We start from the raw sequence: 21,779 nt of genomic DNA, 5'->3' as shown, positions 1-21,779 counted from the left end.
CCACAGAATGATCATACTCATTGCCGCCGCGGCAGAAAACCATGCGCTCGGAAAAAATAATGAATTGTGCTGGCACTTGCCGGATGATTTTAAACGTTTCAAACAATTGACTTCAGGGCACCATATCATCATGGGAAGAAAAACTTTCCAGAGTTTCCCAAAACCACTGCCCAACAGAACCCATATTGTCATTAGCCGTCAGCAAAACTACAGGCCTGAAGGATGTATCGTTACGGACAGTATTGAAAATGCGCTAGCTATTTCACCCAAAGACGAAGACATCTACATTATTGGCGGGGGCGAAATTTACAATTTGGCACTTCCATTTGCAGACAAGATTGAACTGACAAGGGTTCACGATAATTTTGATGCTGATGCTTTTTTTCCGGAAATTGATAAAAAAGAATGGCGTCTGAGTACTGAGGAATTTCATTCAAAAGATGAAAAACACAATTGTGATTTTACCTACCAGACCTATATTAGGAATTAGTTGTAAAAAAAACATCCCGACAAAATCGAGATGTTTAACTAATAAAAATAAATTTAATAAAATTGCCTAATCCTGGAATAAAATCTGATAACTTAAAACAAAAATAACTGCCGTTAAGATTACTCCGGAAACGAAGATAATCATGTTAGCCGTTTTTTGCGAGTACATCTCGAAAAAGCCTTTAATACCAAATACCACGAAGGTACTAAAAGCGAAATAAACCAAAATTTCTAAAACAAAATTTAACCCTAAAAATTTGTGTGATACGTTATTCATGGTTTCATTACGGAAAAGGTCGCTATTGAAAATATTATCAAGTACACAAGCTAAAACAAGCGCTAAAAGCACCCATTTAAATTCAGCTATTATCCTTGAAAACATAATAATCATTTTTACCAGTTTTTGATATTGTAAAATTCAACAATAAAAACAATCCCCACAATCCCCATATATAGTGATTTTTCTATCCCTAAATTTAGGGATACCTCGTTTAACTGAATTTGTCTGCGTATTCGTTTATCGGGATACCATTTAAAGTGATTAATTATCAATCGAAAGCCATTTATAAAATATATAGTTTGTTTATATTTGTGCAAATTAAATAAGATGCCAGAAAATATAACTCCATATAAAAACTCTTCGTTAGGAAAAAAAGAGCAGGTTGCCCAGATGTTTGACACAATTTCTGGAAATTACGACGGTCTTAACAGAGTGATTTCATTCGGAGTAGATATTAAGTGGCGTAAAAAAGTTCTGCAATTAGTCGCTGCTACCAATCCGAATACAATTCTCGATATTGCTACCGGAACGGGTGACCTGGCCATTTTAATGACTAATACAGACGCAAAAAAAATAATCGGCCTGGATATTTCCGCTGGAATGTTGGAGGTGGGAAGAAAAAAAATAGCAGAACGAAACTTATCTGACAAAATTGAAATGATATTGGCTGATTCCGAAAGCATGCCATTTGAAGACAATACTTTTGATGCCATCACCGTTGCTTTTGGGGTTCGTAATTTTGAACATCTGGACAAAGGTCTGGGCGAAATCCTTCGGGTATTGAAACCAAACGGTATCTTCGTGATTTTAGAAACTTCTGTTCCGGAAAAAACTCCTTTCAAACAGGGTTATAAATTATACTCTAAATACATGCTTCCTCTGATAGGGAAATTATTCTCCAAAGACACCTCTGCTTATCAATATTTATCTGAATCCGCATCTGTTTTTCCATACGGTGAAGCGTTAAACAATATTTTAAGAAAAATTGGGTTTATAGATGTTGTAGCAAAACCGCAAACTTTTGGCGTAGCTACCATTTATTCGGCTTCAAAAAAATAGTATGAAGAAATTATTTGTTTTTATTTTACTGTCCTTCACATTAAATAGCTTGGCACAGGCAAAGGGAATGTTCGGAAAAGACCCACTTATAAATTTGGAGAATTTTGACAAAGACCGGGTATATTGGGGTTATTTCCTTGGATTCAATTCCTACGATTATAAGTTCGATTATAAAAGTATGAACCAAAAAGACATCTCCACCGAAACCACTACTGGTTTCAATGTGGGTCTGGTCGGAGATTTAAGACTTCAAGAATATATTAATTTAAGATTTGAACCGGGACTTTATTACACGCAAAGAAATCTGACCTTCCCTAATTTCACCAGTGAACTGGATGCCTATCGGGAAGTGCGGGCTACCTATATACATTTCCCCTTATTATTGAAATTTTCAGCATTACGAACCGGAAATATCCGGCCTTATTTAGTAGGAGGTCTTTCTACAACTTTAAATTTAGGAAGTAATTCCAAATCAAAAGATGACAATCTCGAACAACGCTTTCGGGTAAAACGCTGGACAAACAACTATGAAATCGGCTTTGGAATCGACATGTATTTCGAATATTTCAAATTTTCACCTTCCATCAGAGGGGTTTTCGGATTACAGGATGAACTTATCCGGGACAATGACCCAAACAGTCCGTGGACTTCCAATATTGAATCCATGAAAACCAGGGCAGTCTTAATCAATTTTACTTTCCACTAGAAAGAAATCAATTACTTCTTCTAAATTCACTTAAAACAATAGCGGTAGCTGTAGCGACATTCAGACTTTCGGTTACTTGTAAATTTCCAAATCTCGGAATAGTCAGTCTGTTTTTGATGGTGATTTCGTTATTTTTGGAAATACCATTAGCTTCATTTCCCATGACAATAATTCCTTCTTTAGGTAATTTTTCGGTATATATATTTTTGCCATTCATAAAAGTACCAAAAACCGGCAAGGCAGTATTTTCTAAAAAAGCATCCAAATCGATATAATTGACATTCACTCTGGTTATGGAGCCCATGGTTGCCTGAACCACTTTTGGATTATAAATATCTACCGTATGTTCCGAACAAAGTAATTGCTCAATTCCAAACCAGTCGCATAACCGCATGATGGTGCCTAAATTTCCCGGATCACGTATATCGTCAAGTGCGACAATCAATCCTTTTTCAATGACCGGTTTTGCATCCTGCATCTTAAAAACCGCCAGACAATTATTAGGCGTGGCCAATGCACTTATTTTTTTCAAATCACTTTCGCTTACGATTGTTTTCTGAGATGCAAGAACACGATTAAAAAGAGGCTCTGTCAGATACAAATGCTCCAGCTCAAACTTGGATAGCAGCAATTCCTGAATTACTTTTGCACCTTCGGCAATAAATAATTGATGTGCCAAGCGGTATTTTTTTTGCTGTAAACTCGTTATTAACTTTATTTGGTTTTTACTAACCATGAAAATAATGTACTTTTGAATTAAATATTCCACAACACTTGAGAAACATAATCACAAAAATATCATTATTTATTCTAATAGGAATAATTATCTCCGGATGTAATGCTGTAAAACGAGTTCCCGATGGAAAACAGCTTCTTATAAGGAATAAAATCCTGACAAATGGTAAAAAGGAAAAAGATGAGGAAGTGTCCAGCCAATTGTACCAGAAGCCCAACAGCAAGATTTTTGGTTACCGGTTGCGATTGAACTTATACAACATAGCGAAAAAAAATCCGGATTCTGTTTACAAAGCAAAATTTATAAAAAACCCTTCGAAATACAAAAGGATGGCCAAATTGCTGTCGAAAAAACAGGTGGACCGTTTGGGAAAATCATTTTGGTATTTCGGTATTCATAACTTCCTGAAAAGAACCGGAGAGCCGCCCGTTATTATCGAGGAACGCAGCACCAAAAAATCGGCTACCCGCTTAAAATCGTATTATTTCAACCAGGGTTATTTCAGTAATAAAACCACTTATAAATTGGATTCGCTCAAACCCAAAAAGGGGCAGATTCAATATATGGTTATTACCGGAAATCCTTGGATATTAGACACTATAAATACCCGCATAAGCACCCCAGCACTGGATTCTTTGTATCAAAAAAGCAAGGGACTGACGTTCCTGAAAACCGGAAAGCAATACAAAAAAGATGATTTGGATGCGGAAAGAATCCGTATTACAACGAACTTCAGGAATAATGGGGTTTTTCATTTTCAACCAAATTTTATTACCTATAATGTAGACACGCTGAATGTCCACAATAAAGTGAATCTTGATTTAGTTATCGACGATTATAATTATCGTGAAGGAGATTCCACCCAAACGGTCCCGTTCAAAATTTATAAAATCAGTGAAGTTAATATTTTTACCGATGGCAAGGCAGTAAACACCGACAGCACCACATATAAGAATTTCAACCTATACAGTGCGACAAAATTAAAATACAGGCCAAAAGCAATTACAGATGCTGTTTTCATTACAAAAGGAAGCGTATTTGCTGATTTCAGAACTACGCTGACCTCACGTTATCTAAGTAATCTTCGGGTGTTCAATTATCCGTCGATACAATATCGCGTTGACACCAGGGATACTATCAAGAACTCGCTAATCGCGGATATTTATCTGACTTCCAGAAAGAAATACCATTTTGGCGCAGGACTGGATTTTACACACTCCAATATCCAGGATTTTGGTATTGTGGGAAGTACTTCGCTGACGATTCGAAATATTTTCAGAGGGGCCGAAACACTGGAACTTGCCGCCAGGGGTAATATCGGTTCTTCCAAAGCTTTGGCCAATCCAGACGATAATTTTTTCAATGTATCGGAATATGGGTTTGACATGAAACTCAATTTCCCAAGAATCTTTTTTCCTTTAAATACGGAACGTATCATTCCTAAAAACATGATACCGTCCACCAGTCTTTCCTTAGGATATGCCAAACAACGAAATATCGGGTTGGATAAGGAAAATTTCACGAGTGTCCTGAGTTACAACTGGAATCCGAAAAGAAATACGTCGGTACGTTTTGACCTGTTCAATATTCAGTATGTCAAAAATGTAAATACCGGAAATTATTTCAATGTCTACCTGTCTTCTTATGGTGTATTGAACGATCTGGCAAACATTTACCTTCCTGCCGACTCAGACTATTTTGATGATCCTCCAAACGAAAATAATCTGATCATCGAGACGGGAACTACCGGTTTTATCAATGATGTGTTATCAAATCCAAGTGCGTATAATATAAATGATTTCAAAACCATCAAAAGCATTGAAGAAAGAAGACAACGGCTTACCGAAAACAATTTGATTTTCGCGACGAGTTACGGATTTTCAAAAACATCCAAAACAGATCTGAATGATAATGAATTTTATGTGTTCAAAACTAAAATGGAATCGGCCGGAAATTTTTTATCGCTATTGGCTAATACGTCCAGACAACTGAAAAATCAGAATGGGAACAGGACTATTTTTGACGTGGAATATTCGCAATACTTCAAAACCGAATTCGAATATATCAAGCATTGGGATCTTAAAAGAAAGAGGGTTTTTGCCATGAGAGCCTTTGCGGGTATTGCTATACCTTATGGAAATTCCGAAAGCGTTCCTTTTTCCAGAAGTTACTTTGCTGGCGGGTCCAATGACAATAGAGCTTGGAAGTCCTATGGCTTAGGACCCGGAAGCAGCGGAGCTACTAATGATTTTAATGAAGCCAACATGAAACTGGCCCTTAGTGCAGAAATTCGCTTTAACCTGTTCGGGGATTTAAACGGAGCTTTCTTTGTCGATGCCGGAAATATCTGGAATGTACTTGATAATGTGGAAGATGAAAAGTCTGTATTCTCCAGTTTAAAGTCTTTGGAAAATAGTGCCATCGGTTCCGGTTTCGGATTGCGGTACGATTTTAACTTTTTTGTAGTGCGCCTTGATTTTGGTTTTAAAACTTATAATCCGGCAGATGAAGTGGGCGACAGATGGTTTCGTGATTATAATTTTAGTCATTCTGTCTTAAATATTGGAATTAATTATCCTTTCTAATTTTATAAATTCTTATTTTTGTATCCTTTAATTCTTAAAATAAATCCACTATGGCTCACAATATAAAACCAGGCGTTGCAACTGGAGATCAGGTTCAGGAAATTTTTAGATATGCAAAAGAAAAAGGATTTGCACTTCCTGCAGTCAATGTTACCGGTTCCAGCACCGTAAATGGGGTTATGGAAACAGCCGCAAAATTAAACGCACCCGTAATCATTCAGTTCTCGAATGGCGGATGCATCTTTAATGCCGGAAAAGGATTGTCCAATGAAAACGAAAAAGCTGCGATACTTGGCGGAATTGCTGGCGCCAAACACATTCATACATTAGCGGAAGCATATGGTGCAACCGTTATTCTTCACACGGATCATTGTGCTAAAAAATTATTACCTTGGATTGACGGTTTATTGGAAGCCAGCGAAAAACATTTTGCTGAAACCGGAAAACCATTATATAGTTCTCATATGATCGATTTATCGGAAGAGCCAATCGAGGAAAATATTGAAATCTGTAAGGAATATTTAAAAAGAATGAGCAAAATTGGCATGACATTGGAAATCGAACTTGGAATCACCGGTGGTGAGGAAGATGGCGTCGACAATTCGGATGTGGACAGCTCAAAATTATATACGCAACCAGAAGAAGTGGCGTATGCCTATGAGGAATTGCTAAAAATAAGCCCTCGTTTTACCATTGCCGCGGCGTTCGGAAATGTTCACGGTGTTTATAAACCAGGTAACGTTAAACTGACACCGAAAATCTTGGATAATTCTCAGAATTATGTGCAGCAAAAATTCAATACGGAGCATAATCCGGTTGATTTTGTTTTCCACGGAGGTTCCGGGTCGACTTTGGAAGAAATCAGGGAAGCTATCGGATATGGAGTGATAAAAATGAACATTGATACCGATTTACAATTTGCTTTTACTGAAGGAGTACGTGATTATGTAGTTAAGAATATTGACTACCTGAAAACACAAATCGGTAACCCGGAAGGTGACGAGCAACCAAACAAAAAATATTATGACCCAAGAAAATGGGTCCGTGAAGGCGAAATAACATTCAACACCCGATTGGAGCAGGCTTTTGCAGATTTGAATAACGTAAATACATTATAAATTTTAAATTACGAATTGTGAATTTTGGACAAAACTCCTAAATCCGATTTCTAATCCTAATTACAGAAAATATGGCTTGGTTTAAAAGAACAGAAAAAGGAATCACCACCGCAACTGAGGACAAAAAAGATGTTCCTAAAGGATTGTGGTATAAATCTCCGACGGGAAAGATTATTGATGCAGATGAGTTGGCCAGGAATTTATACGTGAGCCCGGAAGATGGTTTTCATGTTAGAATTGGAAGTAAAGAATATTTCGAGATACTTTTTGACAACAATGAATTTAAGGAATTGGATGCTAAAATGACATCTAAAGATCCGCTGAATTTTGTGGATACCAAAAAATATTCGGATCGTTTGAGAGACGCGATGGACAAAACCAAATTGAAAGATGCGGTACGTACGGGTGTTGGAAAATCCAAAGGTAAAGATTTAGTCGTATGTTGTATGGACTTCGCTTTCATCGGAGGTTCGATGGGAGCCGTAGTAGGTGAAAAAATTGCCCGAGGTATTGACTACGCTATAAAAAACAAGACTCCATTTGTGATGATTTCAAAATCAGGAGGAGCGAGAATGATGGAGGCAGCTTATTCGTTAATGCAATTAGCCAAAACATCCGCTAAATTGGCGCAGTTAGCTGATGCAAAAATTCCATACATCTCCTTATGTACGGATCCCACTACAGGAGGAACTACTGCTTCTTATGCGATGCTGGGCGATGTAAACATCTCGGAGCCGGGAGCCTTGATTGGTTTTGCAGGACCCCGAGTTGTAAAAGATACCACAGGAAAAGATTTGCCGGAAGGTTTCCAGACAGCAGAATTTGTATTGGAGCACGGATTCCTGGATTTCATCACGCCACGAAAAGAATTGAAAGACAAAATCAATCTATACTTGGATTTGATTTTAGATCAGCCTGTCAGATAAAAATTAAATCCCGATTCATTCGGGATTTTTTATTAGTTAAAAAATAAACAAAACCATAATTCTTCTACAATGAATAAATACACCCTAATAATTAGCTTGTTATTAAACATTGGTTCGTTTGCACAGACCACTTCAAACATTACCATAAGCATAAAACCAGAAAAGGTATATTTTGAGAGAAACCAAAACAATCAATTCCTGAATTTTGATTTTCTTATTGAAAACAACAGCAATAAAAACCTGGTTTTGAATGCCATTGAAGTTTCTGTTTTCGATGAAAATAATAAACTGGCCAAAAGGGATTTTTTAAATTTATACAGTAGGGAAAGTCTCGAATTGGTGAGCCAGAAACCTATCGCATCTCATAGATCAAAATTGCTTTTCAACCCGTTTACCGTTTTTGACATAGCAATCCCTTTGAAGAAACTGCATTATAAATTTTCATTTTGTAACGAAGACGGAAAGGAACATCAAGTTGTTACCGTAGATGTTTCACCGGAATTATATCAGACCAAAACGAATCTGATACTTCCGGTTAAAGGCAGGATTTTGGTTTGGGACGGACATGATACCAATTCCCATCACAGACGCTTTGACTACACCGATTCATTATTTATCAAAAGAGGGACAACGATGAACTTTCAAAGATATGGTTATGATTTTGTTGTGGTTGACGAATTGGGCACCATGTATACAGGGAAACCAAAAATAAACCTGGAGTGGTACGATGATGTAGCCGATGCCAATTCCGATTATTTAGGATTTGGTGTGCCAATTCATGCAACCGGCGACGGAATCATCAATGATGTCAGAGAAGGCGTTGAAGATAACCGTCTAATGAATGAGGCTGAAATATTGAAAAACGAGAAAGCTTACGGGGGAAATTATATTATCATCGATCATCAGAATGGTGAATTCAGTTGGTTCGGGCATCTAAAACAAGGAAGCATCACCGTTAAGAAAGGACAGAAAGTAAAACAGGGCGAAATAATTGGCGCTATGGGCGCTTCCGGAAACTCATTATTCCCGCATCTTCATTATGAATTGCGTAACGGCGATGGCGCCAAACATGTAGAGGGACTACCTTCTTACTTTAGCAATTACACCCAGGTTTTGGGATCGAATAAAGTCGTTGTCAAAAAAGGCCTGGTAAATTCCGGGGATATTCTGGAAAGCAAATAAGTATCCAAAGTTTATTGATAAAAAAACCCCAAGAAGTTCTTGGGATTTTTTATGATTTTATCAGAATTACATTCCTGTTCTGATTGCTTCTACCGGATCTAATTTCGATGCGGAAATTGCCGGAAGAATTCCCGAAATTAAGCCAATAACTGCGGCCAATCCAGTTCCCAATACTATATTTCCAACTCCTAATATAAATTCGAACTCCAATACATTACTAAGAATCAATGAAATGATCCAAACCAGAAACAGACCAATCATTCCCCCGATCACTGATAAAATGATGGCTTCGAATAAAAATTGAAATAATATAAAACGATTTTTGGCCCCTAGCGATTTTTGGATTCCAATTAAGTTGGTACGTTCCTTTACCGAAACGAACATGATATTGGCAATTCCAAAACCACCAACCAAAAGCGAGAAACCGCTGATAATCCACCCGACCACATTCATCTGACTGATGATTCCGTCAATCAAATCCGTAAATCCGGATAAAACATTGATAAAGAAATTGTCAATTTCCCCTGTTTTTATACCTCTGAAATTTCTTAATTTCTGAGAAAGTTCTGCCTTGAAAGCATCCATATCAACGCCTTTTTCAGGCTTAATAAGAATCACCGGAGTCATCGACTCATTATTGTCACCAAATAATCGGCGGATGAAATTCACAGGAAGAAAAACGTTAGTATCATTACTGTCGCCAAACATTCCGGAGCCTTGCTTTTTTAAAACCCCAACAACAGTCAGTTTTTGCCCATACAACCGTATATTCTTTCCGATCGGATCACGGCCTTCAAAAAGATCCTCTGCAATCTGATAACCCAAAACAATCAACGGCGTTCCGGAATTGGATTCCGATTCATTAAAAAACCTGCCGCTTTCAAATTGCAAGCCTTCTATATCGATATATTCATATGAAACAGGCGTTACATTTACATCGCTAACGGTCTTGGTATCAAACTTGATAGACTGTCTGCTGGTAAACATTTGAAAACATATTTGATCGGCATTATTCACTGCCGATTTTAAATATTCATATTCATCGTATTTTACATCCGGGAATTGCTCCCTTTTCCATTGTGGAACTTCTGAGGGACCAAAGGAGAAACGCATTAAAAAAATCGTATTTTTATCGAGACTGCTTAAATCTTTCTTGATTTTTCTGTCTAAGGAATCAACAGCAGCCAGCACCGCAATAATAGAAAAAATCCCAATAGTAACCCCCAACAGGGAAAGCAGGGTCCGCAATTTGTTGTTGCGTAAGGCATTCATGGCAAAGCTAAAACTCTCTCTCAGTAATCGTAGGTAAACTACCATAATTTTAAAATATATGTCCCGTAAAATTCTATATTTTTTCCGCAAAAACCTAATAAAAAATCAATGTCGGAAAATAGGTTGTTACAGTGTTCAAATTTATCGAATTATCTCTTTTTCAAATTGGGATAATTTCACATTAAAAACTACTTTTGCAACTTCACTCGAAGCTATATGGCTGAACTGAACGAAGCTAAACACAACTACACAATGAACACAACAAAAACAATTCAATCTGCACTGATTTCAGTCTTTTCAAAAGATGGTTTAGAGCCTATCGTAAAGAAATTACACGAACAAAATGTAACCCTTTATTCCACTGGCGGTACGGAAGATTTCATCAAAAATTTGGGAATTCCCGTAGTTCCGGTTGAAGATGTGACCTCCTACCCTTCCATCCTTGGCGGTCGCGTAAAAACATTGCACCCTAAGATTTTTGGCGGAATATTAAACCGTCAGGATAATGAAAGTGATGTACAGCAAATGGAAGAGTTCAATATCCCGCAGCTTGATTTGGTTATTGTTGATTTGTATCCTTTTGAGAAAACGGTCGCTTCCGGTGCTTCCGAATCTGATATTATAGAAAAAATAGATATTGGTGGGATTTCGTTAATCCGTGCTGCTGCCAAAAACTTTAAAGATACTGTTATCGTTGCATCAGTTGATCAATACAGCATGTTATTGAATTTGATTACGAACCAAAAAGGTTCCACCACATTGGAAGACAGAAAATTATTTGCCACTAAAGCGTTTCATGTCTCTTCCCACTATGACACAGCGATCTTCAATTATTTCAACACAGACGAAACCTATTATAAAGAAAGTATTGCCAACGGACAAATTTTGCGTTATGGAGAAAATCCACATCAGAAAGGATTTTTCTTTGGCGACTTTGATATGATGTTTACCAAATTACACGGAAAAGAATTGTCTTATAATAATTTATTGGACGTAGATGCTGCAGTCAATCTGATTTCAGAGTTCACAAACCAAGACCCAACTTTTGCGATTCTGAAACATAATAACGCCTGTGGCCTGTCAACCAGAAGTTCCATAAAACAAGCGTATCTGGATGCTGTGGCCGGAGATCCGACTTCAGCATTTGGCGGTGTTTTGATTGCCAATGCAACCATTGATACAGAAACTGCGCAGGAAATCAACCAGCTTTTCTGTGAAGTGGTGATTGCTCCAAGTTATACAACGGATGCTATTGCGATTCTTTCTGAAAAGAAAAACAGAATCATTTTAGTACAGAATGAAGTAGAATTACCGCAGAGACAAGTACGTACTTGTTTAAACGGAATTTTGGTTCAGGATAAAAACAGTAAGACAGACAATAAAGACGACTTAAAAACCGTTACCACCACAGCCCCTACTTCCCAAGAGATTGAAGATTTACTGTTTGCATCAAAGATCTGCAAAAACACCAAATCGAACACGATTGTTTTTGCCAAAAACAAAACTTTAATTGCGTCAGGAACCGGACAGACATCAAGAGTAGACGCCTTAAAGCAGGCAATAGAAAAAGCAAATAATTTTGGTTTTGATTTGAATGGGGCCGTTATGGCGAGCGATGCATTTTTCCCTTTCCCTGATTGTGTGGAAATTGCAAAAAGTGCTGGAATAACTGCCGTGATACAGCCCGGAGGTTCGATAAAAGACGAATTAAGCATTAATTATTGTAATGAAAATAAAGTTGCAATGGTATTTACAGGAACGCGTCATTTTAAACATTAATTTGATTAACTTTGTGCGTTAAATTTTATATAATTAAACCCTTAAAGACTTATGGGATTTTTTGATTTCATGACCGAGGATATTGCGATAGATCTTGGTACCGCTAATACACTAATCATTCACAACGATAAAGTTGTTATTGATAGCCCATCTATTGTTGCCCGTGACAGAATCTCGGGTAAAATAATTGCCGTTGGAAAAGAGGCCAATATGATGCAAGGTAAAACCCATGAAAACATAAAAACCATCAGGCCATTGAAAGATGGGGTTATTGCCGATTTTGACGCTTCCGAAAAAATGATCAGTATGTTTATCAAAAGCATACCAGCATTGAAGAAAAGAATGTTCACTCCTGCCCTTCGTATGGTGGTTTGTATCCCATCGGGGATTACCGAAGTAGAGATGCGTGCGGTAAAAGAATCCTGTGAGAGAGTCAATGGAAAAGAAGTATACTTAATCCACGAACCGATGGCAGCAGCAATTGGTATTGGTATCGATATCATGCAGCCAAAAGGAAATATGATTGTCGATATCGGAGGAGGAACCACTGAAATTGCAGTAATTGCTCTTGGGGGAATTGTTTGCGACAAATCGGTAAAAATTGCCGGTGACGTATTCACAAATGACATCGTATACTATATGCGTACCCAACACAACTTATTTGTTGGAGAAAGTACCGCAGAAAAAATTAAAATTACCATTGGAGCCGCGTTGGAAGACTTAGAGACACCCCCAGAGGAAATGTCAGTTCAAGGTCGTGATTTGTTGACCGGAAAACCAAAACAAGTAAACGTTTCTTATAGAGAGATTGCCAAGGCTTTGGATAAATCAATTCAGAGAATCGAGGATGCTGTAATGGAAACATTATCTCAGACACCACCCGAATTAGCAGCAGACATTTACAATACCGGAATCTACCTTGCTGGTGGAGGATCAATGTTAAGAGGCCTTGACAAAAGGATTTCACAAAAAACAGATTTACCTGTTTACATCGCCGAAGATCCATTGAGAGCAGTTGTTCGCGGGACCGGAATGGCACTTAAAAACATCCCGAAATTCAGAAGTATTCTAATAAAATAATAGCATAATTCATGCAGCAAATTTTTAATTTTATATTTAAAAACAGTAATAAGTTACTGTTTTTGCTGCTTTTGGGTATTTCGTTAATCCTAACTATCCAGTCTCATTCCTTTCACCGGAGTAAGGTTATCAGTTCGGCAAACTTCCTGACAGGAGGCGTTTATCAGCGCATCAATAATGTCAGCGAATACTTGAATCTGAAGACTCAGAATGAGATTTTAGCGAATGAAAATGCCCAATTAAAAAGTCTTTTATTAAACATTAAGGACACCACTCTCGTTCCAAAAATCGACAGCATTAAAGGAGTCAGCAAAATCAATATCATCGTTTCTAAAGTCATCCACAATTCGTACAACGTTTATGAAAATTACCTGACGCTGAACAGCGGAACAAAAGACGGGGTCGAACCGGACATGGGAGTCATCAATAGTAACGGAATCGTGGGAATTGTAGACAAGACCTCTAAAAATTATGCTACGGTGGTCAGCATTTTGAACAAAAGATCACAAATTAATGCAAAAATCAAAAAGACCAATCATTTCGGTTCGTTGATTTGGGACGGAAAAAGCACTGGATTTGTTCAGTTGATTGATGTTCCAAGATTGGCTTCGGTGCGAAAAGGAGATACTATAGTAACTGGTGGACAGTCTGTAATTTTTCCGGCAAACATCAACATTGGTATCATCGATAAAATTTTCGTAGATGATGAAACCAACTACTATACCTTAAATGTCCGTTTGTTCAATGATATGACAAACCTGGGCCACGTATATATCATTAAGAGTAAAGATCGTACAGAAATTAAAAATCTAGAAGAGGAATCAAAAAATGAATAGTGCAGTACTGGTCAATATCGCCCGTTTTATATTGTTGCTTGCGGCACAGATTATTATTTTTAATAATATTGATTTTCTGGGGTATGTAAATCCGTTCCCTTATATCCTTTTTATTATTCTTTTTCCTGTAAACGGCAATAAATCGGCATTAATGATCTCCAGTTTTTTTCTTGGAATTGTCCTTGATTTATTTTCAAATTCTGGTGGAGTTCATGCTGCCTCTTGTTTGTTGTTAGCCTATTTTCGGCCGTATATTTTTAAATTTTCGTTTGGGTTGAGTTATGAGTACCAGACCGTACGGTTAAATGACGTATTGACAACGGAAAGATTTTCCTTTATTTTGATAGCTGTAGCCATACATCATTTGACATTATTTCTGTTGGAGGTTTTTCAATTGAATTTCCTTTGGGATATTTTACTAAGGACATTGTTAAGTACCGCATTTACCATAATAGTCTGTATTGTCTTAATTTATATTTTCAAGCCTAACCGAAGATGAGAAAAGTATTGCTTCCTTCCATTATTATCATCGCAAGTATCTTGCTTTTGATAAGGCTTTTTTATCTGCAGGTAATAAATGATTCGTTTAAATTAAAATCCGAAAACAACGCTATCAAGATAAAATACGACTATCCTGAAAGAGGTTATATCTATGACCGTAATGGTGAATTATTGGTTGCCAATCAGCCATCGTATGACATCATGGTTATACCTCGTGAATTGAAAAATATTGATACCCTCGAATTTTGCCAATTACTGAATATCACCAAAGAGGATTTTTTAATAAAAATAGCAAAAGCAAAAATTTACAGTCCAAGGTTGCCATCGGTTTTTTTACCGCAATTGAACAAATTGGAGTATGCTGCCTTTCAGGAAAAAATACGAAAATTTGAAGGGTTTTATATCCAAAAACGATCCCTTCGTGATTATCAGGTAAATTTTGGCGCCAACATATTTGGTTTCATTACGCAGGTAAACGAAAAATTAGTCGAAAAAAACCCATATTACAACAGTGGGGATTTAATTGGAAAACAGGGGGTGGAGGAAAGCTACGAGACGATTCTTCGTGGGATAAAAGGAGTGAAATACATTCAGAAAGACAAATACAATCGCGAAATCGGTTCCTATAAAGGCGGCAAATTTGATACCATCGCGGTTCAGGGAGAAGATATCAATCTGACCATCGATATGGAACTTCAGAAATACGGAGAAGAATTGATGATTAATAAAAGAGGTGGAATTGTGGCCATTGAACCCAGCACCGGTGAAATATTAGCACTTGTTACAGCTCCTTCATACGATCCGGCAATATTAGTGGGAAGACAGCGCTCTAAAAATTACACCAAACTCTATAATGATTCCATTTCAAAACCACTTTATGACAGAGGTTTATTGGGAGAATTTCCGCCCGGATCTCCTTTTAAAATCCTTACCGGTTTGGTTGGACTTCAGGAAGGTGTAATTGATGAGAAAACTACTTTCATGTGTAATCATGGTTTTAGCTATGCCCGGGGACGATTCCAGCGGTGTCACTGCGGAGGCGGCGTCCGGGATTTACACGTAGGTATTTATAAATCCTGTAATGCCTATTTTTCAAATGTGTATTTACGTACCATTGCCAAATATTCCAAACCTGCAGTCGCAGTCGATGCCTGGAGTAATCACGTAAAAAGTTTTGGCTTGGGCCAATTCATGGGGTATGATTTACCTACCGGGAAAAAAGGAAAAGTTCCCGATTCAAAAACCTATAAGAAAGCTTATCCTAACGGTGGCTGGAGAGGGACTACGATCATCTCGAATGCTATCGGACAGGGAGAAGTGCTGATGACTCCGATACAACTTGCCAATATGATGGCCGCAATAGGGAATCGCGGGTATTATTACACGCCTCATATCATCAAAAAAATTGAAGGGGAAATCATTGATAAAAAATTCCGTACCAAACATGTCACCACAATCGACCGGAAGTATTTCGAACCCATGGTGAGCGGTTTAGCGGATGTGTACAATCTGGGAACTGCTTACGCCTTGAAGGTTGAAGGCATTGAAATTTGTGGAAAAACAGGAACAGCCGAAAATTACGGGGAAGTAAATGGAAAAAGGACGAAACTCCAGGATCACTCGATTTTTGTAGCTTTTGCACCCAAAGATAACCCTAAAATCGCCATCGCTGTATTGGTCGAACATGGACATTATGGCGCCCAAAATGCCGGGCCGATTGCGAGTTTAATGATTGAAAAATACCTCAAAAGAAAAATTAGCAGAATGGACTTGGAGAAAAAAATGTTTGAGACCAGTCTGCAGAATGAGTACAATAAATACAATAAAAAATATATGGACTCCTTATTAGTCAATCGGAATTTGATTAATAAAGACACCCTAAAAAAAACAGAAAAACCAAAAACACCGATTCAGCCTAAAACTGTAACCCAATAAAATGAAGAACCAAAGTGTATCGAGCAACTTAGATTGGATAAGCGTCATTATCTATATCATTTTAGTGGTCTTAGGCTGGCTGAACATTTATTCATCCTCCCTATCTACTTCCGCGCAGGATGCCTATCTGTTTGATTTCACCCAGATTTACGGAAAACAGATGATGTTTATTTTCTTTACGATTCCGTTAATCTTTATTGTATTGTCGGTCGAGGGGAAATTCTACGAGAAGTACTCCAGTATCATCTTTGGGATTGCCCTTCTTTTATTGGCCGGATTATTTGTTTTCGGAAAAACCATAGCCGGACAACGCTGTTGGTATGCTATCGGTGGGTTCACCCTACAACCTTCCGAATTTGCAAAAGCCGCAACCGCATTGGCCTTAGCCAAATATCTGAGCGACGTTCAGGTCAACCTTAAAGATGTCAGCCGACAAGTGCAGGCATTATTAATTATTGCCTTACCCGTGTTGCTGATTTTACCGCAGCCCGATCCCGGAAGTGCCTTGATTTATAGTATTTTCATCATTGTCCTGTATCGCGAAGGCCTGCCTGCCTGGTACGTATGGACCGGCTTTATAGCGATTTTGATTTTCGTTCTGACATTGGTCTTACAACCCCAATATGTCATTCTGATTTCGTTTTTGGTAATCGCCTTCATATACGCCAGAAGCCGTAAAATCAACCGAAACATAATTGCTAGCGCTATAGTATTGGGACTGATTTCCGGATTTGTACTATCCGTAGATTATGTTTTCGAGCATGTTTTTAAGCAGCACCACCGCGACCGTTTCAACATTTTATTAGGGAGAGAAGTCGATTTGAAAGGGATCGGATACAATACCAATCAATCTGAAATTGCAATCGGTTCAGGCGGTTGGATCGGAAAAGGATTTTTGGAAGGAACACAAACCAAAGGCGGATTTGTACCCGAGCAACACACCGATTATATCTTTACCACCGTGGGCGAAGAATGGGGATTTGTGGGCTCGTTTATAGTAATTGCCTTGTTTGTCGGATTGATTACGAGAATCATTTACCTTTCGGAACGACAAAAAACAAAATTCAGCCGGGTGTATGGTTATTGCGTGGCAGGAATTCTGTTCATTCACTTTTTTGTCAACATTTCAATGGTTTTAGGCGTCTTCCCTACTATCGGAGTACCGCTGCCATTCTTCTCCTATGGAGGCTCCGGTCTCTGGGGCTTTACGATTTTGCTCTTTATCTTCCTGAAAATGGATGCGAACAAAGTAAATGAATGGTAATATAATTTGGAGCTGTTTCCGGCTGTCCGCTATATCCACGCAGAAAAAGCGTGGGATGCCGCTTCCATCCGGGCTAAAAAATCGTCTTCCTATTTAGAAACTCCAGTTTTTATAACTGCTCCCTTTTTCAAGGGTATCCTCCAATGCATCATCCAACTTAGGGAAGAAATTGATACCTGTCATTTTTTCAATCGCATCCACCGAAACGACAAATTCGTAAAGTGGTTTTTCACTCGCCTGATGCGGAACCAGGAATGCTATCATCTTATATTTTCCGCCGGCAGTATTGAGGAATATTTTATAAAAATAATCCGGCACCGCGACCTTTTCCTGTCCAATGGTTAGTAATCCGGGTTTTAGAACGCCTCCTGTGATTACGTAAAGTCCGTCATATTTTACGGCCCAATACCGCGCCTTCTGTTCCAACCGACTCCAGACACCATCGTTGAAGTCATGAAGCTGAGGCGAAATATTCGACGTATAAAAAGTGTCCTCAAATGCCTGCTTTGAAAATTTCATGTCACCCGCCGGACAAAGATGTCCTTTGTCATATCCCGAACGCTTGTAATTCCGCCAATCTGCTGAATGTGTCCTTACTTTCGGATCAGCAATAAAAAAGGGCCTTTTAAAATCAGTCACGGTATACTTTCTTTTCAGTTGGTATGCCACCCATTCGGCCTGTTCATATTGCTCCACATACGATAATACATAATAGTCATGGAAAACCATTTGCTTTGAAGTGGAGGTTGGCAACAACTCGAAAAAGGATATTTCTGAAGAACTTACAAAATTAGATTCCTCTTCCTCGGACTTTACAACCGCTTTACCTTCAGAGGTGTTTTTTTTAGGCTGCATATCATTTTTCCGACAATACCATCCAAGGGAAAGGATCAGAAATAAAAGAATAAATAAAGAGCTTATTTTTTTCATATGAGGATTTATGCAGAAACGTAACAGATTAGGAATGATATTTGTTAAATTTGTAAAGATATAGAATCACAATTTTATACAATTTTAATTTTAAATTAATCATTATGAAAATAAAATCAATCCTCCTCGTAGTTTTGCTGGCAAGTATGCAACCCTTTTTTGCTCAAGAAGTTAAAACAGTAACCCAGGCCGAAATCAAAACAGCCGATTCCTTAAAAGTAATATCAAACACTCTTGATTTAGAAAAGCAACAAGCGGAGGCCCAAGCTCGCTCCGAGAACGAAAAAGCAGTAAGAGAAAAACTTAAATCGGAAAAGGAATCGTTAAAAGATTCGAAAGACCGCGAAAGAGATCAAAAAAGGTTGGAGAAAAATGAAAAAAAATTAGAGAAAGAAAAAAAATCTTTTGAAAAGAAACAAGATAAGATAGCCACACATGAAAAACGGCTAAGCAAAACAAAATCTAAAAAGGCAAAAGCGGAAAAAGATTTGGCGAAAAGAACAGAGAAATTTGAAAAAAGAAAATCAAGAGGAAAACTTTCTGAGATGGAAATCGAAAAAGAAAATATCAAGATCAGCAAACAGCAAATCAAAATAATGGAGCTTGAAAAGGATATTGAAAAAGAAGAGAAAAGACTCAATAAATTAAGATAATACAAACCACCCTCGGGTGGTTTTTTTGCATTTAAAGGAATAAAAAAACGCCCCGAAAACAAATTGTTCGGGGCGTTTTTAACTTTAATTTTCTTATGACTTAACCAGCTTTTCTTTTTTCTTGAGATTAACCGTTCCTTTTACCACAGGTTTAGTTTGCAGATCATCAAGTACATTAATGGCTTCTTCCACATATATATCTTTAGCCAAACTTTCATGCCATCTCTCCCTTTTTTCTTTCAAAGTGACATCATTTTTCATCCCCTCACTTTCATATGGCAATGAGGAAAACTTTAACTGATTCTGATAATCGATGATAGCTTTGTATTTTTTAGCCTTTTCCTCCAACGATAATTGCTCGGCCTTAAATTTATCAATTCGAAGGCTATACAGGTTTTCTTCGCTTCTTTCATTAATCCATTTCGCATTTTCATCAATCAATTGAAACTGCTTGTTGAGGCTCATTCTTTTTTTACTGTTTGCAATAGCGGAAGCAAAATTATTCTGTCGGTTCCAAACGGTATAATCTGCTGCATCAATTTTATCCCACGGCATGGCATTGTCTACATCACGTTCGCCCATTTTTGCATACGAATAACGATCCGGCATCACTACATCACTGCTTACACCTTCCAACTGAGTTGAACCTCCATTGATTCTGTAAAATTTTTGGGTGGTCGTTTTTAACGCCCCTAAATCACCCATGCTGTTTTTACGGACAAACTGGTTCAGGTCAATAACATTCTGTACCGTCCCTTTTCCGTAAGTTTGTTTACTTCCTATAATTATTCCTCTTTTGTAATCCTGTATCGCAGCAGCTAAAATCTCCGAAGCAGATGCAGAAAAACTGTTGACCATAATTACCAGTGGGCCATCCCATTGTATTTTCTTATCTCTATCGTAAAGAACTTCTTTTTTCCCTGCCGCTGATTTGATTTGTACAATCGGGCCTTGTTCAATAAACAAACCTGCAATATCAACCACAGTTTTCAAGGATCCTCCACCATCATCACGCACATCCAGAATAATTCCTTTTACACCTTCTTTTTTCAGGCGCTCCACTTCAATGGTCATGTCCTTTCCGGCATCTCTGCTGTCTTGGTTTTCAAAGTCAATATAAAATTTAGGAAGGTAAATAACGCCATACTTCAAACCGTTTTTCTCCACTATACTTGATTTCAGATAGGTTTCTTCAATTTCAATCTCATCTCTGATTAACGTAATTACTTTTATCGTACCATCGGCTTTCTTAACGGTCAATCGCACTTCGGTTCCTTTTGGTCCTTTAATTTTCTTTACCACATCATCCAGACGCATCCCCACCACATCAACAGGTTCGCTTTTTCCCTGAGCCACTTTCAATACGACATCTCCAGGTTCCAATTCTTTTCCTCTCCAGGCAGGACCACCGGAAATCAATTCTGTAATTTCAGTAAAATCATTTTTCTTTTGTAGTCTTGCTCCAATTCCTTCTAATTTCCCCGACATGCTCACATCGAAACGCTCTTTTTCTTCCGGGGCAAAATAAGAAGTATGTGGGTCAAATCGGCTTGCAATCGAATTGATATAAACCGAAAACCAATCATCTCTGTTCAAATCATCGATAAAACCGAAATATTCATCCAATGATTTTAAAGAACTTGCTCTGGTTTCTTTTTCTAATTGTTCAAAAGATTTTGGTTCACTTATGTCGGTTTTTTTATCCGTTTCTAAAGCCAAATCTTTTTTTGATTTTAAAGCAATGGCACCATTTTTTTTATCTTCTTCAAATTTTTGCTTGTCCGTAAGCGAAGAAAGTGTGGATAATTTAATCTGCTTTCTCCATTTTTCATGCAAATCGGTTGGATTGTTCGCATACGGTAATTTCTCATAATCCGTATTGAATTCTTCGTCTACCTTATAATTAAAAGGTTTGTCGAGAATAAGTTTATAATATTTCTTACTTTCCTCAATTCTTTGCATCAAACGATTGTAGGTCAAATCAAAAAACGACAAATCCTTGTTTTTGATTTGGTCATCCAATTGCGTTTCGAATTTAGCAAACTCATCGATATCGGATTGCATGAAGAACCTTTTGGAAGGATCCAAAGACGTTATATAGTCTTTATATACTCCTTTTGAAAACTGATCATCCATGGCAGTAGGACTATAATGTCCGCGTTCTATAACGAAAGTCAGTAACTCTAATAGTAATTTATCTTTTTCGGGATCGTTTTTCTCTTTTGGAATAAAACTCCAAAATGCCACCGCTAAGGCAACAATGACTAGTAGTAACTTATAATTCCTTTTCATATATGTCAAAATTGCATTCATTAATTTTTAATCTAAATTACATAAAAAACTATGCCAACCTCTATGGTCGCTGCCTAATTTTTTGTTAAAGATACAAAAATAGGTTCTTCCGTTGAAAAATGTTTATTTTTACAACGCCAATTTCGATGAAGCTAA

General features: G+C 37.6%; 18 protein-coding genes. 14 read left to right on the top strand and 4 right to left on the bottom strand.

All coding sequences use genetic code 11. The features are described from left to right. Nucleotides 1-7: 7 nt before the first annotated feature. The 3 genes from FNW07_RS04015 to FNW07_RS04000 all read left to right on the top strand — a co-directional run bounded on the left by FNW07_RS04015 (nt 8) and on the right by FNW07_RS04000 (nt 2,534). Entirely contained in the window at nt 8-490 is a 483-nt protein-coding gene (locus tag FNW07_RS04015; RefSeq protein ID WP_126743680.1) for a dihydrofolate reductase, read from the top strand. A 606-nt stretch (nt 491-1,096) separates the two neighbouring features. Next, nucleotides 1,097-1,828 carry a bifunctional demethylmenaquinone methyltransferase/2-methoxy-6-polyprenyl-1,4-benzoquinol methylase UbiE gene (gene ubiE, locus FNW07_RS04005; protein WP_126743679.1) on the top strand — a complete coding sequence of 244 codons (732 nt, stop codon included), beginning with the start codon at nt 1,097-1,099 and terminating at the stop codon, nt 1,826-1,828. 1 nt (nt 1,829) lies between these two features. Continuing rightward, nucleotides 1,830-2,534: a porin family protein gene (locus FNW07_RS04000; RefSeq protein WP_126743678.1), complete on the top strand. Its 705-nt coding sequence runs from the start codon at nt 1,830-1,832 to the stop codon at nt 2,532-2,534. Nucleotides 2,535-2,541: 7 nt separating this feature from the next. Here the strand turns inward: FNW07_RS04000 and FNW07_RS03995 are convergent, their stop codons facing one another. Further along, a complete protein-coding gene (locus tag FNW07_RS03995; RefSeq protein WP_126743677.1) occupies nt 2,542-3,270 on the bottom strand; it encodes an RNA methyltransferase in 729 nt (242 codons plus the stop codon). Nucleotides 3,271-3,308: 38 nt separating this feature from the next. On the opposite strand from FNW07_RS03995, the gene FNW07_RS03990 reads away from it, so the two are divergent. The 4 genes from FNW07_RS03990 (at nt 3,309) to FNW07_RS03975 (ending at nt 9,081) form a co-directional block, all read left to right on the top strand. Then, nucleotides 3,309-5,855, top strand: a complete 2,547-nt coding sequence (locus tag FNW07_RS03990; RefSeq protein ID WP_126743676.1) for a BamA/TamA family outer membrane protein — start codon at nt 3,309-3,311, stop codon at nt 5,853-5,855. Between the two features lie 50 nt (nt 5,856-5,905). Beyond that, the gene (fbaA, locus tag FNW07_RS03985) at nt 5,906-6,973 is read left to right on the top strand and encodes a class II fructose-bisphosphate aldolase (protein WP_126743675.1); all 1,068 of its coding nucleotides are present in this window, start codon (nt 5,906-5,908) and stop codon (nt 6,971-6,973) included. 71 nt (nt 6,974-7,044) lie between these two features. After that, nucleotides 7,045-7,899: an acetyl-CoA carboxylase, carboxyltransferase subunit beta gene (gene accD, locus FNW07_RS03980; protein ID WP_126743674.1), complete on the top strand. Its 855-nt coding sequence runs from the start codon at nt 7,045-7,047 to the stop codon at nt 7,897-7,899. A gap of 69 nt (nt 7,900-7,968) precedes the next feature. Continuing rightward, a complete protein-coding gene (locus FNW07_RS03975) occupies nt 7,969-9,081 on the top strand; it encodes a M23 family metallopeptidase (RefSeq protein WP_126743673.1) in 1,113 nt (370 codons plus the stop codon). A gap of 66 nt (nt 9,082-9,147) precedes the next feature. Here FNW07_RS03975 and FNW07_RS03970 read toward each other — a convergent pair whose 3' ends face one another. Then, nucleotides 9,148-10,398, bottom strand: a complete 1,251-nt coding sequence (locus tag FNW07_RS03970) for an ABC transporter permease (protein WP_126743672.1) — start codon at nt 10,396-10,398, stop codon at nt 9,148-9,150. A gap of 207 nt (nt 10,399-10,605) precedes the next feature. Here FNW07_RS03970 and purH point away from each other — a divergent pair, with 207 nt between their 5' ends. The 6 genes from purH to rodA are packed head-to-tail and all read left to right on the top strand — an operon-like array spanning nt 10,606 to nt 17,748. Then, nucleotides 10,606-12,132, top strand: coding sequence for a bifunctional phosphoribosylaminoimidazolecarboxamide formyltransferase/IMP cyclohydrolase (gene purH, locus FNW07_RS03965; protein ID WP_126743671.1), 1,527 nt, complete (start codon nt 10,606-10,608; stop codon nt 12,130-12,132). A gap of 51 nt (nt 12,133-12,183) precedes the next feature. Beyond that, a complete protein-coding gene (locus FNW07_RS03960) occupies nt 12,184-13,212 on the top strand; it encodes a rod shape-determining protein (RefSeq protein ID WP_126743670.1) in 1,029 nt (342 codons plus the stop codon). 11 nt (nt 13,213-13,223) lie between these two features. Beyond that, nucleotides 13,224-14,048, top strand: a complete 825-nt coding sequence (gene mreC, locus FNW07_RS03955; RefSeq protein WP_126743669.1) for a rod shape-determining protein MreC — start codon at nt 13,224-13,226, stop codon at nt 14,046-14,048. Then, the gene (gene mreD, locus FNW07_RS03950; protein WP_126743668.1) at nt 14,041-14,547 is read left to right on the top strand and encodes a rod shape-determining protein MreD; all 507 of its coding nucleotides are present in this window, start codon (nt 14,041-14,043) and stop codon (nt 14,545-14,547) included. The genes mreC and mreD overlap by 8 nt, the downstream gene beginning before the upstream one ends. Then, nucleotides 14,544-16,484 carry a penicillin-binding protein 2 gene (gene mrdA / locus FNW07_RS03945; protein ID WP_126743667.1) on the top strand — a complete coding sequence of 647 codons (1,941 nt, stop codon included), beginning with the start codon at nt 14,544-14,546 and terminating at the stop codon, nt 16,482-16,484. The genes mreD and mrdA overlap by 4 nt, the downstream gene beginning before the upstream one ends. A 1-nt stretch (nt 16,485) precedes the next feature. Then, a complete protein-coding gene (gene rodA / locus FNW07_RS03940; protein WP_126743666.1) occupies nt 16,486-17,748 on the top strand; it encodes a rod shape-determining protein RodA in 1,263 nt (420 codons plus the stop codon). 93 nt (nt 17,749-17,841) lie between these two features. Here the strand turns inward: rodA and FNW07_RS03935 are convergent, their stop codons facing one another. Further along, the gene (locus FNW07_RS03935; protein WP_126743665.1) at nt 17,842-18,678 is read right to left on the bottom strand and encodes a DNA/RNA non-specific endonuclease; all 837 of its coding nucleotides are present in this window, start codon (nt 18,676-18,678) and stop codon (nt 17,842-17,844) included. 104 nt (nt 18,679-18,782) lie between these two features. Here FNW07_RS03935 and FNW07_RS03930 point away from each other — a divergent pair, with 104 nt between their 5' ends. Further along, entirely contained in the window at nt 18,783-19,331 is a 549-nt protein-coding gene (locus FNW07_RS03930; RefSeq protein ID WP_126743664.1) for a hypothetical protein, read from the top strand. 93 nt (nt 19,332-19,424) lie between these two features. On the opposite strand, the gene FNW07_RS03925 is transcribed toward FNW07_RS03930, so the two are convergent. Next, nucleotides 19,425-21,644 carry a carboxy terminal-processing peptidase gene (locus tag FNW07_RS03925; protein WP_126743663.1) on the bottom strand — a complete coding sequence of 740 codons (2,220 nt, stop codon included), beginning with the start codon at nt 21,642-21,644 and terminating at the stop codon, nt 19,425-19,427. Between the last annotated feature and the right edge of the window lie 135 nt (nt 21,645-21,779).

It is taken from the genome of Flavobacterium sp. GT3R68, assembly GCF_007109225.1.
Classification (GTDB): domain Bacteria; phylum Bacteroidota; class Bacteroidia; order Flavobacteriales; family Flavobacteriaceae; genus Flavobacterium.
The sequence above is the reverse complement of the archived record's forward strand: the minus strand, read 5'-3'. Positions and strand labels throughout refer to the sequence as shown.

Coding starts and splice junctions, on each gene's coding strand:
- FNW07_RS04015 (WP_126743680.1), top strand. CDS start 8: ATGATCATACTCATTGCCGCCGCGGCAGAAAACCATGCGCTCGGAAAA.
- ubiE (WP_126743679.1), top strand. CDS start 1,097: ATGCCAGAAAATATAACTCCATATAAAAACTCTTCGTTAGGAAAAAAA.
- FNW07_RS04000 (WP_126743678.1), top strand. CDS start 1,830: ATGAAGAAATTATTTGTTTTTATTTTACTGTCCTTCACATTAAATAGC.
- FNW07_RS03995 (WP_126743677.1), bottom strand. CDS start 3,270: ATGGTTAGTAAAAACCAAATAAAGTTAATAACGAGTTTACAGCAAAAA.
- fbaA (WP_126743675.1), top strand. CDS start 5,906: ATGGCTCACAATATAAAACCAGGCGTTGCAACTGGAGATCAGGTTCAG.
- accD (WP_126743674.1), top strand. CDS start 7,045: ATGGCTTGGTTTAAAAGAACAGAAAAAGGAATCACCACCGCAACTGAG.
- FNW07_RS03975 (WP_126743673.1), top strand. CDS start 7,969: ATGAATAAATACACCCTAATAATTAGCTTGTTATTAAACATTGGTTCG.
- FNW07_RS03970 (WP_126743672.1), bottom strand. CDS start 10,398: ATGGTAGTTTACCTACGATTACTGAGAGAGAGTTTTAGCTTTGCCATG.
- purH (WP_126743671.1), top strand. CDS start 10,606: ATGAACACAACAAAAACAATTCAATCTGCACTGATTTCAGTCTTTTCA.
- FNW07_RS03960 (WP_126743670.1), top strand. CDS start 12,184: ATGGGATTTTTTGATTTCATGACCGAGGATATTGCGATAGATCTTGGT.
- mreC (WP_126743669.1), top strand. CDS start 13,224: ATGCAGCAAATTTTTAATTTTATATTTAAAAACAGTAATAAGTTACTG.
- mreD (WP_126743668.1), top strand. CDS start 14,041: ATGAATAGTGCAGTACTGGTCAATATCGCCCGTTTTATATTGTTGCTT.
- mrdA (WP_126743667.1), top strand. CDS start 14,544: ATGAGAAAAGTATTGCTTCCTTCCATTATTATCATCGCAAGTATCTTG.
- rodA (WP_126743666.1), top strand. CDS start 16,486: ATGAAGAACCAAAGTGTATCGAGCAACTTAGATTGGATAAGCGTCATT.
- FNW07_RS03935 (WP_126743665.1), bottom strand. CDS start 18,678: ATGAAAAAAATAAGCTCTTTATTTATTCTTTTATTTCTGATCCTTTCC.
- FNW07_RS03930 (WP_126743664.1), top strand. CDS start 18,783: ATGAAAATAAAATCAATCCTCCTCGTAGTTTTGCTGGCAAGTATGCAA.
- FNW07_RS03925 (WP_126743663.1), bottom strand. CDS start 21,644: ATGAATGCAATTTTGACATATATGAAAAGGAATTATAAGTTACTACTA.